Origin of the sequence: uncultured Negativicoccus sp. (genome assembly GCF_902480485.1) — a bacterium.
GTDB classification, from domain to species: Bacteria; Bacillota; Negativicutes; order Veillonellales; family Negativicoccaceae; genus Negativicoccus; species Negativicoccus succinicivorans.
Window position 1 is genome coordinate 1 of sequence record NZ_CABSTC010000001.1, and the last position, 16,776, is coordinate 16,776.

A 16,776-nucleotide genomic window follows, 5' to 3' on the forward strand; every position below is an offset into this window, starting at 1 on the left:
CGATACGAGCCATTTGAACGATCAAGGTACGAGAGAATTGTTGGAACGCGCCGAAAAACCTGTGATGGCTTCTCATTCTAATGCGCGTGCCGTTTTTTCACATCCGCGTAATTTGCCCGACGATTTATTACGTGCGTTCGGGGAAAAAGGCGGTGTGATCGGTTTAAACTTCTCGCGAAATTTCGTCGGTTCGAAACCGATTACAGATCCTTCCGAAGTGAATAATCCGCGATTACTTTTGGCGCCGTTGACGACAGAAGAATATCATCAGGTGGCGATCGGCGAACGACCGGTTCCGGCACCGCAATTGGATTCGCCGTTATTGGTTTCCAAGGCGGCGGATATTGCTCGCCATGCTCGATATATCGCTGACATAGCAGGAATCGAAACGGTCGCGTTGGGAACGGATTTTGACGGCATCCAGCCTTACCTTGAAATTCATGACGCCTCCGAAATGGATAAACTGTTTACAGCATTAGAAAAAGAAGGCTTCTCCGCGGACGATATTGATCATATCAGTCATAAAAATGCTATACGCTTCTTTAACGACACACTGCCGGCAGGTAAATAATGGATATTGCCAATGCACTTCATGAACATATAGAAGTCGCCCAAGCTTATCAGGAGCATGCTAATGAAATAGCACAAAGCGGAGAAATCATTTGTCATGCTTTGCAGCGCGGGCGGAAAATTTTATTTTGCGGCAACGGCGGTTCGGCGGCGGATGCGCAACACTTGGCGGCTGAACTGATTGTGCGTTACCATGCGGAACGTCGTGCGCTGCCGGCGATCGCGTTGACCACGGATACGTCGGTTTTGACCGCCGCCGCGAACGACTACGGTTACGAGCAAGTATTTGCCCGCCAAGTAGCGGCACTCGGGCAAAAAGGAGATGTATTAGTGGCGATTTCCACGAGTGGCCACAGTCCCAATGTATTGAAAGCGATTGAGGCCGCACGAATCAACGGACTCAAAATTATCGGTTTGACGGGGGCCAAAGGTAACGAGATGGATACCTGCTGTGACTTGGTGCTGCATGTGCCGAGTGATGTGACAGCCCGCGTGCAGGAGATGCATATTTTAACGGGACATATTTGGTGTGAAATGGTGGATGAATATGCGCACGAATGTTGAGCGTTTCTTCCACTCATTACATACTTTGCGCATTGTCGTAGTCGGTGATGTCATGTTGGACCGCTACCTGTTCGGTCAGGTAGCACGCATTTCGCCCGAGGCGCCGGTACCGGTACATCGCATTGAAAAAACGGAACGACGTTTGGGCGGTGCTGCCAACGTCGCTGCCAACTTGCGCGGATTGGGTTGTCCTGTACGCTTGATCAGTGCTGTCGGTGATGATAGCGCGGCCGATGAATTTCGCGAAGTCTTGCGTGCGGGCGATATGGATGACAGCGGCATATTGACGGATGCAGCCTTACAGACGACGACAAAAACACGCGTGATTGGTGTGCAACAACAAATGCTGCGGATTGATCAGGAACGGATTCAGGATATTTCGGAACGTACCGTTTCCCGCATTTGCGAGCAAGTGGCAAAGGAAATAGAAAAAGGTTGTGCGGCCTTAGTGATTTCCGACTACGGCAAAGGAATTTGTACGGAATTACTTTGCCAAAAAGTAATTCAAATCGGACGCGATGCGCAAGTACCGGTTTTGGTAGATCCGAAACAGGCGGATTGGTCTCGTTACCGCAATGCGACGCTTGTAACGCCGAACCTGAAAGAATTAAGCGAAGCCTGCGGAACAACGCTTGCGAATCACGAACGCGAAGTAAAAGAAGCGGCGCTTGCCCTGATGAAAAAGTCAGGTGTGCAGCAAGTGGCCGTCACGCGTTCTGCCAAAGGCATTCTTTGGGTGGATAATGAATCGCACAGTTTTCAGCATCCGGCTTTGGCGCGGGAAGTGTATGACGTTTCCGGGGCGGGCGATACGGTGGTAGCCGTGCTTGCTGCGGCGATAGGAGCCCAATTACCGCGGCGTTTTGCGCTGCATTTGGCGAACTGTGCCGCCGGTGTAGTAGTCGGCAAAGTGGGTACATATGCGATTTCGCAATCGGAATTGGCAGCCTCATTGAATGATAATGTCCATCGGGATGTTGCCGTATTGACACTGTCTGAGCTTAGACAAACGGTAAAAGCATGGCGCGATGCGGGTGATTCCATTGTTTTTACCAACGGATGCTTTGATTTGATTCATCGCGGACATTTGACGTATTTGGAAGCGGCGGCGGAATTGGGAGACCATTTGATCGTCGGCGTCAATTCTGATGCCTCGATACGACGCTTAAAAGGGAGTTTGCGCCCTATTGTTGCGGAAGAAGACAGGGCTTACCACTTAGCGGCATTGCGTGCGGTGGACGCCGTAGTTGTTTTTGACGAGGATACCCCCTATGAGCTGATCCGGGAGATTCGTCCGGACGTATTGGTCAAAGGCGGAGACTACTCGCCGGATGACGTCGTCGGCAAAGAGTTTGCCGGTCGCGTGCAAATAATTCCTTTCGTGGACGGATACTCCACAACAAAACTTATTACTACTATTACCAGTCGAAATAAAGGAGTTCATTAAATTGTCACAACGAGCGATATTTTTAGACCGTGACGGAGTAATTAATGTTGATCACGGCTATGTGAGTCGGCCGGACGAAGTGGAATTTATTCCCGGAGCGCGGGAAATGATTGCCGAACTGAGCCGACAGGGCTGGCTGATTTTCGTTGTGACCAATCAAAGCGGTGTGGCGCGCGGCATGTACACGGAAGAGGACGTGCAGGCATTACACCGCTGGCTGAACGAAGAGTTTGCCAAAGCGGGCGGAAAAGTGACGGAGTTTTTTTATTGTCCGCATCTTTTACATGCCAAAGTAAAAAAATATGACGTGGATTGCGTTTGCCGTAAACCGCGGCCGGGCATGATTATTCAAGCGCTCAGTAAACACCGTATCGCACGGGAAGACGCGTTTTTGATCGGTGACGGCGAACGGGATGTGGCGGCCGCCGAGCGTGCCGGCATTCGCGGATTTTTATTTACCGGCGGTAATGTGCAGGAATTTATGCATGAATGCGTACGGGATCTCCAATGGAATTAAATTTGCCGCAGGCACGTATCTTAATTATTAAAATGAGCTCGCTCGGCGATATTATTTGTGCGTTGCCGGCGCTGTTTGCGTTACGTAAGAAGTATCCGCACGCGCATATTACTTGGGCGGTTCATCACGCATTTAAAGATATTTTGCCGGGCACTCCTTATTTGGACGATAAAGTTGTAATTGACCGGAATCGTCTTCGCCAGCCTTCCTATTGGCGTGAATTACATAGGGAATTACGCGAACGCTCGTTTGGCCTGGTATTGGATTTGCAGATGCTTGCTAAGAGTGCTTTGGTGGCGCGGTTAAGCGGCGCTAAAGCGCGTTACGGATATTGGGAAGCGCGCGAAGGAAGCGGACTGGTAAGCCAGCCGATTGTCGGCGCTCATCAATATGGTCATATCACGGAACGTTTATTGGACGTGGTAGAGTATTTCGGCGCGGATATCGACCGGATTGCGTATCCTTTGTGTGACATCAGTGATGCCGAAGTCACATTACGTCAAAAATTACAAGCTTTGGGCGTGACCGGCGAGTATATTGTGATTGCGCCGAGCAGCCGCGGTGCGGGGAAGGATTGGCCGGAAACATCCTGGCGGGAACTGATCGGTCAGATGACCGCTGACGGGCGGCATGTAGTTATTGCCGGCAGCGCCGCTGACACCCCGCTGGCGCAACGCTTGCTGGCGGGAGACCGAACGAAAAGAGCGGCAGATCTGACAGGCCAAACAAGTTTACGTGAATTGCTGGCGCTGGAGAAACATGCGCGCATGCATATTTCCGGTGATACGGGTCCGCTTCATATTGCCAATGCGTACGGCACGTCCATCATCGGTTTGTACGGTCCGACGCGTCCGGAACGCAGCGGTCCGTTTCACAATCCCCAAGGCGATTATGTGACGGCACAGCAAGCGCAAAATGCTGATTTAAAAATCAAGAAAAACCGCAACATTGCGATGAGCACCATCCCGGTAGAAGATGTCATTACATTGTATCGTAAGAAAATAAACGCGGAACAAAAAAAGAGACCGTAACGGTCTCTTTTTTAATGCGTGGTTTGGATTTTATGTCGATTGCGATTGAGATAGATGAGACGTGAATTGTAGGCTATGGAGACAGCAAGTAAACCGCAAATAATACCGACCCAATAACCGTAAGGACCTAAATTGGTATAATGCGACAGAAAAATGCCTAAGGTCAAACCGATACACCAATAGCATAATAATGAAACGATAAATACGAAACGTACGTCTTTATAACCGCGCAGCGCTCCTTGGATCGGTACGCCGGTAGCGTCCGCAAAGGTAAACATCAGCGCATACACCATAAAACTGGCAGTGAGCGTAATCATTTGCGGATCATTGGTATAAAGACCGGCAATCGAGTTGAAGTTAAAGAAGGCGAGAATAAATAGGACGGTTGCCACGCCGATCGTAAAAACTTGCGCCATGCGGGCATAGCGTAAGGCGGCCGCAAAGCGTTTGGCACCAAGTTCAAACCCGCATAAAATCGTCGCGGCAATACCGGCGGAAAGAGGGAGCGAGTACAATACGTTGGAAAAATTATTCGCGGCATTATGAGCGGCAATAACCTGTGTACCATAGCTCGTGATTAAGAGGCCGACGATAGAAAACAAGGATATTTCCAAAAAGTTGGCACCGCCGATCGGTAAGCCGATTTTCAGTTGCTCCCGCCATCTTGCGAAATGAAGGCCTTCCCATTCCTTGAAAATGCGATAATGGGAAAAGGGGGGCAAAAAAAGCATAACCAAGAAAAAGAGCAAGCAGTTCACACTGTTGGAAATGGTAATTGCCAGTCCCGCACCGGCACCGCCCAACGAGGGAATACTGCCATAGCCGTCAATAAACACATAGTTCAAAATAATATTCAGGAAAAATCCTGTAGTCATAATCGAAAGGGAAATACGAGTATAACCGTGAGCATCGACTACATTACGTAGCGTGACAGAAATAAAACAGGGGATAATTCCGTAGGCGATAAATGTTAAGAAACCCTGTGTAACCTTGCGCACCGCAGGCTCCAGACCTAAGTTATCAAGCATCCAGGGGAGGAGAAAACTTCCCATGCAAATGGTTACCAGGCCGACAGTCAGAGAAAGGTAGATTCCTTGCCGCACAATGGAAGGAATATTTGTCGGCTGATTGGCGCCTAAAAGTTGGGAAATAATCGGCGTAAGTCCCATAAAAAGACCGATCGAAGTCATTAACACCGGTACCCATAAATTCACGCCGACTGCCGCTCCGGCGAGATCCACGGTACTATGTCGGCCGGCTACCGTCGCGGCGAAAAAACCGCCGGCTACAAGGGATAATTGAGTCAGGAAAAGCGGTATCCAAATAGAAAAAAATTGCCGCCACATTTGGCGGGGATAGTCGAAATGTTGCATGATGCCTCCTTTGAGTAGAAATATTATATCATAAACCGGACGGAATTTTGCTGTATGAGAATCCGATTATACGGATCGGTATCGCTAAAACAAAACTTGTACTATGTTATAATAAAAAGAACAAAGGGAACATTCAGATAACTTAGATAAAGCGGGTGAAATGATGGCTCGAAACGAATTTTGGCAAACTCATAAACGTAAAATTGTTTGGGGAGTGCTTTTTTTATTGCTTATATTAGCCGGGGTTTGGTGGTGGACGCATCGGACTACAGAAAGTAAAGAGTCTTATGTGTTGGGGCAGGTCACCACAGGTTCAATTGCCAGCTCGATTGATGCGACAGGCGCGATCGAACCGGTTAATGAAGTAAAGCTGAGCGCCAACATTTCGGGTACGTTAACGCAGGTGTTTGTGAAAGAAAATCAGCAAGTTCATGAAGGCGACGTCTTGGCGGTGATTTCTGCGAAATCGGCGGAAAGTCAGTTGAGTCAGGCGGAAAGTATTTTAGCCAATAAACGAAGCCTTTACGACCGATATCGTCAATTATATGCCGAGGGAGCGATTTCCTATCAGCAATTGGCGGATGCGCAAATGAACTATGAAACAGCGCAAGCTACCTACAATAAAGCGCAAGCGGACATGTCCGACACGACGATTGTCGCGCCGATGGACGGCGTCGTGATCGGTGAACCGATGAAAGTGGGCGAGACGGTAGCGCAAGGTTTGTCGAGTCAGATGATCATTGCGAAAATTGCCGATCTTTCTTCCATGCGGATCCGTCTTTTAGTGGATGAGACAGACATCGGTCAGATCAAGACCGGACAAAATGTAACGTTTACTGTTGACGCGTATCCGAACCGAAAGTTCCACGGGCATGTGACGGACATTTCCCGCACGCCGGCTTCGAGCGGAAATTCTTCGAGTACAGCGGTTATTTACTATACGGTATACGTGGCGATTAACAACGATGAAATCAGTGCGTTGTATCCGTCCATGACAGCGCGTGCGATCATTGACGCGCAAACGAAAGATCATGTCGTATTGGTACCGATCACAGCGTTGCGCAGCGATGTGAACGGTCAATACGTGTATAAAAAAGCGGGAGACAAGCTGGAAAAAACACCGGTAGTAATCGGTATTATTACGGATACTCAGGCGGAAGTTATTTCCGGCCTTGGCGCCGAAGATACGATTGTTACCAGCGGCAGTGTCAAAGAAGATAAAGCGGGCAATTCTGTAACGCGTCAGCCGCGAATTTAGGTGAAATGATGAGTGTGCCTGTAATAGTGTTGAAAGATATCATTAAAAATTATCGCTTAGGAAAAGAGGAAGTACCCGTACTGAAAGGGATATCTCTTTCCGTAGAGCGCGGTGAATTTTTGTCGATCATGGGACCTTCAGGTTCGGGCAAGTCAACCTTGATGAATATTCTGGGATGCTTGGATCGCCCGACCTCCGGCTCGTATGAATTGGACGGCGAAGAAGTCGCGCAATTATCGGATGATCGATTGGCGCAAACGCGTAATCAAAAAATCGGGTTTGTATTTCAAAGTTTTAACCTGCTTTCCAAGTTATCCACTTTGGAAAACGTAAAATTGCCGATGATTTATGCGGGGACGCCGGAACCGGAGCGAACCGAGTATGCACGCAAATTATTAACGCAACTGGGACTGGGCGAGCGTCTGCATCATCTGCCGACGGAACTTTCCGGAGGTCAACGACAGCGCGTCGCCATTGCGCGAGCCTTGGTCAATCATCCTGCGATTATTATGGCCGATGAGCCGACGGGCAACTTGGACAGTAAATCCGGTGCGGAAGTTATGGAAATTTTTACGGAGCTTCATCGTCAAGGTCGGACGATTCTGCTGGTTACCCATGAGGCGGATATTGCCGCTTATGCGCAATCTCATATCGTGTTGCGCGACGGGGTCGTGACGCAGGAATGGATGGTAGCCGACGATGCGTAGTATGTTTTGGGAAAATTTACAAATCGCGTGGCAGGCTTTAATCAGTAATAAAATGCGCTTCCTTTTGACGATGCTGGGGATTATCATCGGGGTGGCTTCCGTGATTGCGCTGGTCTCGATCGGCCAAGGCGTCCAAAAAGATACGGAAGATCGGTTTTCGCAACTCGGCTCCAATCTCCTGATTGTTATACCGGGAGCACCGCGAACACCGGGATTACGACCGGTGGCAGGAAGTTTGGAAACGCTGCATTATAATGATTATGTGTCGATTACGTCGCTGCCTAATGTCAAAGACGCCTCGCCAATGGTGCAGGGGTCGTATGTAGTAGTGGCCGGCAATAAAAACTGGACCACAAAGGTTATCGGTGTTACCGCATCCTACCGTAATGTCAGGGACGCGGAAATTGAGGAAGGCCGCTACTGGACGGAAAAAGAATATAAATCGCGGGCGCGCGTAGTGCTACTCGGCAAGACGGTCGCCAAGAATTTATTTGGCGATGCCAATCCGATCGGCAGTAAAATTCGTGTAAAAAATGACCCGTATGTGGTAATCGGAACTCTTGCGGAGAAAGGTGCATCGGGCGGAAATGATGCGGATAACTGTATTTTGGCGCCGTTCAGCACCGTGCAAGAACGGTTGCTCGGCATCACCTATGTGCAAACGATCAGCGTCGCCTCCGCATCCGCCGATGCGATGTCGCAAGTGGAAGCGGATATTACCAACCTTTTGCGGATTCGACATAAGATTTTGCCCAATCGCGAAGATGATTTTACGGTAGAAAATATGGCAGACGTTTTAGAAACCGTACAGCAAACCATGCAAACGCTTACCCTCTTCTTGGGTGCGATTGCGGCGATTTCGCTGTTAGTCGGCGGTATTGGAATCATGAATATTATGCTGGTATCAGTAACGGAACGTACTCGTGAAATCGGAATACGTAAAGCTCTCGGTGCGACGTATCAGATGATTATTACGCAGTTTTTGATTGAGTCGATTACGATCAGTCTGGTAGGCGGCACGATCGGTGTCATCGTCGGCATCTTAGGGGCGCACGCGATGGCCTCCTTAGTCAACGTTTCCGCGGCCATTTCTCCTTGGCCGATTTTGGGATCATTTGCGTTTTCGGTAGCCATCGGTTTGCTGTTCGGTTTGTATCCGGCCCGTAAAGCGGCACGCTTGAATCCGATCGATGCGCTACATTATGAATAGGTGGAGTCGATAATGATAACGGAGCAGGAGCAACAAAAAATCATGGAGATGGTGTTACTGAATCCTTTTGATCGCCTGATGAATTATGAAGTGGTGACGATGGAACCGGGACACTTGGTAATGAAAACAATAGCGCAGCGCGAAATTGTGGAAAACTCCTACCAGTCGACACATGGCGGTTTCCTTTTCGGCTTGGCTGATACCTATATGGGAGCAGCCTGTTTTGCACACGGCAAATCAGTCACGACCATGGGACTTCGTATTTCGTATATTCGTCCTGCCGTTTTGGATTCGACGGTGACGGGAACGGCAGAGGTTATTCATAACGGACGCAACACGATGCGGACGGTTTGCGATTTTCGCGATGAAAAAGGTCGGCTCTTAGCTCATTGTGAAGGAACATTTTATGTGCTGGGGAAAGCCTTATGGATGATGGAGGAAAAAAATGATTGATCCCTCGTTGGAAAATTTTTATCAACGTGCCAAAAGTGAAGATCCTTATTTTCAGTTTATGAAAATTGAAGTAGTGGATCTCTTTCCGGGAAAAACTCATTTTAAACTGTTTATCGAACCGGATTTCCACACCAATCGCCGCGGAATTGCACATGGAGCGCCGCTGGCTACGATGAGTGACGCTTGCATGGGGTGGGCATCTCGAGCGCTCGGCTACCATGTCGTCACGATTGATTTGGATATTTCGTATATTCGTCCCGTTCCGGAAAGTACCTGGGTGCACGGCTACGGTGAAATCATCCACCACGGTAAAAAGACATTGGTCGGGGAAGTTAAATTTTACGATGACAACAAGAGATTAATGCTTTCGGGGAAAGGCACGTATTGGATCGTGCACCCGATTGATATCGCGCACGATATTTAAGGAGGGAATAATGGACTTTACAATCACTGCCGAACAGCAAGAATTATTGGATCTGGTGCAGGAAATTGTAACGAAAGAAATCGCACCGCGCGCACTGGAAATGGATAAAGAGGGTGTGGTGCCGGATGAACTCTGGAAAATTTTGAAGCAGACCGGACTGACCTCACTCGGCGTACCGAAAGAATACGGCGGCATCGGTTTGGATGCCATGACATTGGCTCTTATTTTTGAGAAAATCGCACAAGGCTGCGCGGGTATTGCGACGGCGTGCGCAGCGAATATGCTGGCCATGTTGCCGGTAGCCTTCGGTGGCACACCCGCGCAGATGCAAGCTTTTTGTGACGTGATTTTAGGCGGAGGGATGGCCGCGTTTGCCTTGACGGAACCGAATGCCGGTTCGGATGCGTCGGCGATTGCAACACGCGCGAAAAAAACGGAAGGCGGCTACATTTTAAACGGTACGAAGCATTTTATTACCAATGGCCCGATTGCCGATGTGGTAGTGGTCTTTGCCAATGCCAATCCGGCTCGCGGCGTCCGCGGGTTGACAGCATTCATTGTGCCGACAGATACGGACGGCTTCCGTGTGGGTAAAGTGGAAGATAAAATGGGCATTCGTGCTTCCGCTACTTCGGAATTGGTACTGACGGATTGCTTTGTACCCGAGTCGGCACGCTTAGGACGTGAGGGCAGCGGTTTCAAATGGGCGATGCGGACGTTGGATGCATCACGTCCCTTTGTCGGTGCGATCTCCGTCGGTATTGCAGAAGCGGCATTGCAGGCCGCAGGGAAATACGCGCACACGCGTGTGCAGTTCGGTAATAAATTGATTGCGCTGCAGATGGTGCAGCAGATGTTGGCCGATATGGCAATGGCCACGGAAGCGTCTCGCTTGCTGGTGTGGAAAGCGGCTGCCAGTCAAATGGCCGGCGCGAGAAACGCCGGTGTTATCGCGTCTATGGCGAAGTGTTTTGCGTCCGATACGGCGATGAAAGTAAGCACAGATGCCGTTCAAATTATGGGCGGCGCCGGTTACTCCAAAGAAGCGCCGTTAGAAAAATATATGCGTGATGCCAAAGTCATGCAAATTTTTGAAGGCAGCAATCAGGTGCAACGAGGCATTATCGCCGGCGGTCTCAAATTTTCATAAGCGACTTGCGGAATCAAAGTTAACTTGTTATACTGTCTTTAATTTCAGATTGGATGCTAGGAACGAAAGGTGTATGGAATATTCGCACTTCAGGGAGTCGACTTCATGACTGGAAAAGTCGGCGTGTGAAACCATACAGTTCATTCGGGAGCAGTTTGCTGATAACGTAGGCAAAACGTATTTCTGCGATAAAGATTTCGAGTACTTATTTGGGTGGTACCGCGGAAGAGACTTTCGCCCCAGGCGAGGGTCTTTTTGTGTTTTTAGGAGGGTTGTTATGAAAGAGGAAATGCAGGAACTGCAGCGGCGTGCGTTGGAAGAAATCACAGCTGCTGCGAACGAATCGGAGTTACAAAAAATCCGAGTAGCGTTCTTAGGTAAAAAAGGGGAACTGACTGCGATATTGCGCGGCATGAAGGATCTGACCGCTGAAGAGCGGCCGGTCGTGGGAGCGCTCGCTAACGAAGTGCGCGGCCTTTTGGAAAAAAACCTGAGCGAGAAGCAGGATGAACTGGCGCAAAAAGCATTGAGCGAACGGTTGGCGGCGGAAAAAATTGATATTACGTTACCGGGACGTCGACCGCTGCGAGGTCATTTGCATCCATTGACGCAGATCAATCGTCGCATTCAGGATATTTTTATGAAGATGGGGTACACGATTGCGCAAGGTCCGGAAATCGAAGATGATTTTTATAACTTTCAAAGTCTGAATTTTCCCAAAGACCATCCGGCGCGTGATATGCAAGACTCGTTTTATATCAATGATTCGATTCTTTTACGTACGCATACGTCGCCGGTTCAGGCGCGCACGATGCAGTCACAGGAACCGAACACGCCGATTCGTATTATTGCGCCCGGCAAAGTATATCGTTCCGACTATGATGCGACGCATTCACCGGTGTTCCATCAGGTCGAAGGACTCTTGCTTGATCAGGGCATTACATTTTCCGACTTGAAGGGAACGATTGAGCATTTCTGCCGGGAAATTTTCGGTACAGAGACCAAGGTGCGCTTTCGTGCCAGCTATTTCCCGTTTACGGAACCGAGCGCGGAAGTCGATATTTCGTTCCGCAAACGCCACAGTAAAGGCGGTACGGTGGATACGTCCGAAGAATGGTTGGAAATTCTCGGTTGCGGGATGGTGCACCCGAACGTATTGCGTTTAAACGGTTACGATCCGGGAAAAATCAGCGGTTTTGCGTTCGGTATGGGTGTGGAACGAATTGCCATGCTGGTGTACGGAATTGACGATTTACGTTTATTTTATGATAATGATGTGCGCTTCTTGGCGCAGTTTTAGGAGGGAAATATATGCTGGCATCGTTAACCTGGCTGCGCCACTATGTCACGATTGAGGGAGATCCGGAAGAACTCGCCGAAACACTGACTATGGCAGGCATTCCGGTGGAAAAAGTACATGTTCCCGGCAAAGATATTAAAAATGTCGTTACGGGTAAAATTCTTTCGGTCGATCCGCATCCCAATGCCGACAAACTCGTTGTCTGCCAAGTGGATGTAGGAACGGAAACGTTACAGATTTGCACCGGAGCAAAGAACGTGCGTCCGGGTCAAATTGTACCGGTAGCGCAACCGAACTCATATTTACCGGGTGGTATTCACATTAAAACATCGAAATTACGAGGTGTACCTTCGTTCGGCATGATGTGTTCGGCAAATGAATTGGGCTTCGATTTGAGCCTGTTATCCGGCGCACGCGCTGACGGTATCTTTATTTTGCCGAATGATGTTCCGGTGGGTCATGATATCCATGAGTTTTTAGGTCTCGATGATGTGATTTTCGAGTTTGAACTTACACCGAATCGAGCGGACTGTTTCAGCATGGTGGGACTGGCTCGTGAATTTGCGGCGTTGTTCAACAGTCAATTGAGCCTGCCGAGCATTCAAGTGAACGAGTCCGGTACGGCGATTACGGAAGACGCAAAAGTGACGCTTGCCGCCACCGATCTTTGCGAACGCTTTTCCACGCGACTTTTGCGCAATGTGAAAATTGCGCCCTCGCCGGAATGGTTGCAGGATGCACTGCGCAGTGCGAATATTCGCAGCATCAATAATGTTGTCGATGTGACGAACTTCGTCATGTTAGAGCAGGGACAACCATTGCATGCGTACGACTATGATACGCTTGCGGGACACGAATTAATTTGCCGCCGTGCATTGCAAGGCGAATCATTAGTGACCTTGGACGATAAAGAACGAACCTTAGCAGAGGATCAGCTGGTCATTGCCGACCGAGACGGTGCGGTCGGACTTGCGGGCATTATGGGCGGACAGCGCACGGAAGTGACCGACCAAACGACGACCGTATTGTTGGAGGCCGCCACATTCAATGGTGCGACCATTCGTCGCACCGCGCGTAAACACGGCCTGCGTTCGGAAGCGTCGGGACGTTTTGAACGCGGTATTGATCCCGATATTACGACACTTGCTTTAGATCGAGCCGCGCAGCTGCTGCAGGAAATGGGCGCCTGCGAAGTGGCTCCGGGGTATCTTGATGTGTATCCCGAACCGCAACCGACGCGCACACTCACCGTTACGGTAGAGGAAATTAACCGGGCGATCGGGATTACGTTGGAACGTGCTGAAATTATCGATATCTTGAAACGCCTTTATTTTGACATCACCGAACAGGGTGAAGCACTGCTCTTAACCGTTCCGAGCTGGCGCGGTGACGTAGCGGAACTGGCTGATATTGTTGAAGAAGTGGCGCGCCTTTACGGCTATGATAAAATTCCGAATACATTACCGCTCGGTCGCCAAACCAGTGGTCGTCAAAGTGATGAGCACGCAGCGATCGAAACCATTCGTGACATCCTGGTGCAAGCCGGTCTTTCCGAGACGGTTACCTTCAGTTTCATGGCACCGCAAGATTTGAAAGCATTGGGGTTGGCAGAATCGGACAGCCGCTATCAGGCGGTTTCCGTATTAAATCCGATTACCGATGATTTTCCGCAAATGCGGACTACACTTGTACCGAGCCTGTTGCAAGCGGTCAAGCGCAATCTTGCCGTGAAAAATGAAAACTTGGCGCTGTTTGAAGCGGCATCCGTGTATTTGCCGAAAGACTTACCGCTTGCCGAATTACCGCAAGAAAAACCGTTTGTCACGGGTATTCTTTGCGGCAGCACAGGGGTTGCACGTTGGCCGGAGGCACAGCATGCCTACGATTTTTATGATGTCAAAGGTTTGATGGAAACGGTTCTTTCCCGACTGGGAGTTACCGATTACCGTTGGGAGGTAGCGGAAGACGCTATTTACCATCCGGGTAAGGCGGCCGCCGCGCTGCGTGACGGAAAAGTTTTGCTGTCTTGCGGTGAATTGCATCCCGCTGCCCAAAAAGGGTACGGCTTGAAACCGACAATGTATATATTCACAGTGGATATCGAAGCATTGCTGCCGTACATTGCGACAACACCGGAATACCAAAGCTTGCCGAAGTATCCGACGCTGGATCGGGATCTGGCCATTTTAGTTCCGGAAGGTGTCACGCACTCGACATTGGTTGATGTCATGCAAAGACAGGGCGGCGCGATTCTGGAATCGGTCGAACTGTTTGATCGTTACAGCGGTGATCAGGTGCCGAGCGGATTCGTCAGTATGGCCTATGCGTTGCATTTCCGCGCGCCGGATCGCACCTTGCAGGATCATGAGGTGGATGAACGAATTCAACGGATTGTCCAACGGTTAAAAGCATTTAATTGTAGCTTACGTTAATAAAAAAGCCTGCCGAATTCGGCAGGCTTTTTTATTGTCGGCACAGTTTCCAACAGGTACTTAATCCATATCGGCCATACATAAAGAGTTAAATGGGTATATGGTATAATAAAATATCAATCCAAAAAGGAATGGTGCGAGATGAAAGTAATCGCATTTGTGGGTCCGAGCGGCACAGGGAAAAGCTATCGGGCATCAGTGGTCGCACATGAAAGCGGTATTGAATGCATCATTGATGACGGTATTTTAATTTATCAAAATCGATTGGCCGCCGGATTTTCCGCTAAAAAAGAAGAGAGTCGTTTGAAGGCGGTTCGTCGGGCTATTTTTCAAGATCCCGTGCAGGTCGCTTCGGTGCAAAAAGCGTTGGCAAAGATCAATCCGAAGAAGCTTCTGATTTTAGGAACGTCGGAACGCATGGTGGATAAAATAACACTGGCGCTTGGTCTGCCCAAGCCGAGCCGTTACATTCATATTGAACAGGTGGCGACCCGTGAGGAAATTGCGCGCGCCAACGAATCCCGTTTAAAAGAGGGAAAACATATTATTCCCTTGCCCACAATGGAATTGCGCCCTCATTTTCGCGGGTACTTAATCGATCCGTTGAAGTCTTTTTTTCGGCGTGATAAAAACAAAAAAGCCCAGGGTCCGGATGAAAAATCGGTGGTTCGACCGATTTTCAGTTATTACGGCAAACTCGTATTCAGTGACGCGGTAATCATCGCTTTGTTGAACCGGGCGGTAGAAGTGACGCGCGGTGCCATTTCGGCGCATGATGTTAAAATTACGAAAATGCAGGAAAATACAAACGGTCTAGGATTGGAGTTTTCGCTGGTCATGGCCTTTAATCATGATCCGAAACGATTGATTCAGCGTTTGCAGAAGGCCATTCGTCATGAAATTGAGTATACGACGGGAATGTCGGTGCAGATGTTGAAAATATCGATTCGCGATATGGTTAATGTGCAGCGTCGGTAAACATCCCATGTTTTGAGAAGGAGAACACATTGAAAGGAACGTACCATATTATTACTTACGGTTGTCAAATGAACGAAAGTGATTCAGAACGCTTGTCGGGACAACTGGAAGAATTGCAATACCAACCTACAGACAACATGCAGGAGGCAGACGTTATTGTCATCAATACCTGCTGCGTGCGAGAAAGCGCAGAAAATAAGGTTTACGGGAAAATTGGCGAACTGAAACATCTTAAAGACAAGAATCCGAATCTTGTCATCGGCATTACCGGCTGTATGGCGCAGAAAAATAAGGAAGCGTTATTTGAGCGTGCTCCGCATATTGATTTTGTTTTCGGTCCGTACAATATTCATCATTTAAAAGAGTTACTGCAAAGCGGTAAAGCGGTCGCCTCGCACACGCTCAAAACGCAAATGCGCGGTGCCGATATTACAGACTTTACGGATCTGCATGCGGTTCGTAAAAGCAATGTTTTTGCCTGGGTGCCGATCATGCAGGGGTGCAACAAGTTTTGCACTTATTGCATCGTGCCGTATGTACGCGGTCGCGAATGGAGTCGACCGATCGAGTCCGTTGTCAAAGAAGTACGGGAACTTGCCGCTGCAGGCTATAAAGAAATCACGCTCTTGGGACAAAATGTGAATGCCTATGGTCTTGATTTTAAAGACGGTACGGATTTTTCGGATTTGCTTCGCGAAGTGGATAAAATCGATGGCATTGAACGCGTCCGGTATATGACATCGCATCCTCGTGATATGACGAGGGAGATGATCGATACGATTGCGCAGAGTCGGCATGTGGTCACCCAAATGCATTTACCGGTACAATCCGGTTCGGATGCTGTATTGAAAGGGATGAACCGCGGTTATACGGTAGAGCATTATTGTAAATTGGTGGATTATATCCGCAAAGTAATGCCCGATGTGGTACTGACGACCGATCTGATCGTAGGTTTTCCCGGCGAGACGGAAGAAATGCATCGGGAAACGCTGGAGCTGCTGAAAAAGATTCGTTATGATTTGGCGTACACCTTTCTATACTCGCCGCGTTCAGGAACACCCGCCGCCAAAATGGCGGGACAGGTTCCAAAAGATGTCATGAAACGGCGCTTACAGGAACTCATGAGTATCCAAAACGAGATCAGCTTAGAGCGCAACGAAACGATGGTCGGTAAAACATATGAAGTAATCGTGGAAGGGCCGACTAAAAATAATCCGAAGATGTGGTTCGGTCGTACGAGCGGTAACAAAATGATTATTTTTGCACCGCGCGCAACGACTATGATCGGTGAGACAACACAAGTGAAAGTAGACCACGCGCAGACATGGCTTTTGCGTGGCGAATTGGCAGAAAGGAACTGAC

16 protein-coding genes are annotated in these 16,776 nt (G+C 49.1%); 15 read left to right on the forward strand and 1 reads right to left on the reverse strand.

Going from position 1 to position 16,776, the window contains the following annotated elements; translation table 11 throughout:
- The 5 genes from RDN69_RS00005 to RDN69_RS00025 all read left to right on the forward strand — a co-directional run.
- On the forward strand, window positions 1-571 hold a 571-nt coding region (locus RDN69_RS00005), incomplete at its 5' end, for a dipeptidase (RefSeq protein ID WP_288218060.1).
- Window positions 571-1,134, forward strand: a complete 564-nt coding sequence (locus RDN69_RS00010; RefSeq protein ID WP_034436507.1) for an SIS domain-containing protein — start codon at window positions 571-573, stop codon at window positions 1,132-1,134. The genes RDN69_RS00005 and RDN69_RS00010, both read left to right, overlap by 1 nt.
- Entirely contained in the window at window positions 1,118-2,581 is a 1,464-nt protein-coding gene (rfaE1, locus tag RDN69_RS00015) for a D-glycero-beta-D-manno-heptose-7-phosphate kinase (RefSeq protein WP_288218061.1), read from the forward strand. The genes RDN69_RS00010 and rfaE1 overlap by 17 nt, the downstream gene beginning before the upstream one ends.
- 1 nt (window position 2,582) lies before the next feature.
- Entirely contained in the window at window positions 2,583-3,098 is a 516-nt protein-coding gene (locus RDN69_RS00020) for a D-glycero-beta-D-manno-heptose 1,7-bisphosphate 7-phosphatase (protein WP_052098513.1), read from the forward strand.
- Complete coding sequence (locus tag RDN69_RS00025; protein ID WP_288218062.1) at window positions 3,089-4,129, forward strand: glycosyltransferase family 9 protein; 1,041 nt, start codon at window positions 3,089-3,091, stop codon at window positions 4,127-4,129. Before RDN69_RS00020 ends, RDN69_RS00025 begins: the two co-directional genes overlap by 10 nt.
- Before the next feature lie 11 nt (window positions 4,130-4,140).
- Here the strand turns inward: RDN69_RS00025 and RDN69_RS00030 are convergent, their stop codons facing one another.
- The gene (locus RDN69_RS00030) at window positions 4,141-5,502 is read right to left on the reverse strand and encodes an MATE family efflux transporter (RefSeq protein ID WP_024048793.1); all 1,362 of its coding nucleotides are present in this window, start codon (window positions 5,500-5,502) and stop codon (window positions 4,141-4,143) included.
- Between the two features lie 160 nt (window positions 5,503-5,662).
- Between RDN69_RS00030 and RDN69_RS00035 the strand changes: the two genes are divergently transcribed.
- From RDN69_RS00035 to miaB, 10 genes are all read left to right on the forward strand, one after another.
- Entirely contained in the window at window positions 5,663-6,760 is a 1,098-nt protein-coding gene (locus RDN69_RS00035) for an efflux RND transporter periplasmic adaptor subunit (RefSeq protein ID WP_288218063.1), read from the forward strand.
- A gap of 8 nt (window positions 6,761-6,768) precedes the next feature.
- On the forward strand, window positions 6,769-7,467 hold the full coding sequence (locus RDN69_RS00040) for an ABC transporter ATP-binding protein (RefSeq protein ID WP_288218064.1): 699 nt from the start codon (window positions 6,769-6,771) through the stop codon (window positions 7,465-7,467).
- Window position 7,468: 1 nt separating this feature from the next.
- Window positions 7,469-8,677: an ABC transporter permease gene (locus RDN69_RS00045; protein WP_288218065.1), complete on the forward strand. Its 1,209-nt coding sequence runs from the start codon at window positions 7,469-7,471 to the stop codon at window positions 8,675-8,677.
- Window positions 8,678-8,689: 12 nt separating this feature from the next.
- The gene (locus tag RDN69_RS00050) at window positions 8,690-9,130 is read left to right on the forward strand and encodes a PaaI family thioesterase (protein WP_288218066.1); all 441 of its coding nucleotides are present in this window, start codon (window positions 8,690-8,692) and stop codon (window positions 9,128-9,130) included.
- A complete protein-coding gene (locus RDN69_RS00055) occupies window positions 9,123-9,554 on the forward strand; it encodes a PaaI family thioesterase (RefSeq protein ID WP_288218067.1) in 432 nt (143 codons plus the stop codon). Before RDN69_RS00050 ends, RDN69_RS00055 begins: the two co-directional genes overlap by 8 nt.
- A gap of 10 nt (window positions 9,555-9,564) precedes the next feature.
- Window positions 9,565-10,704 (forward strand): acyl-CoA dehydrogenase family protein, encoded by a 1,140-nt coding sequence (locus RDN69_RS00060; protein ID WP_288218068.1) that lies wholly within the window; start codon window positions 9,565-9,567, stop codon window positions 10,702-10,704.
- A 277-nt stretch (window positions 10,705-10,981) separates the two neighbouring features.
- Window positions 10,982-12,004, forward strand: coding sequence for a phenylalanine--tRNA ligase subunit alpha (gene pheS, locus RDN69_RS00065; RefSeq protein ID WP_288218069.1), 1,023 nt, complete (start codon window positions 10,982-10,984; stop codon window positions 12,002-12,004).
- Window positions 12,005-12,015: 11 nt separating this feature from the next.
- Window positions 12,016-14,436, forward strand: a complete 2,421-nt coding sequence (pheT, locus tag RDN69_RS00070; protein ID WP_288218070.1) for a phenylalanine--tRNA ligase subunit beta — start codon at window positions 12,016-12,018, stop codon at window positions 14,434-14,436.
- 141 nt (window positions 14,437-14,577) lie between these two features.
- Window positions 14,578-15,414, forward strand: a complete 837-nt coding sequence (locus tag RDN69_RS00075; protein WP_273259784.1) for a hypothetical protein — start codon at window positions 14,578-14,580, stop codon at window positions 15,412-15,414.
- A 68-nt stretch (window positions 15,415-15,482) separates the two neighbouring features.
- Window positions 15,483-16,775, forward strand: a complete 1,293-nt coding sequence (gene miaB / locus RDN69_RS00080) for a tRNA (N6-isopentenyl adenosine(37)-C2)-methylthiotransferase MiaB (RefSeq protein ID WP_374042367.1) — start codon at window positions 15,483-15,485, stop codon at window positions 16,773-16,775.
- Window position 16,776: the final 1 nt, after the last annotated feature.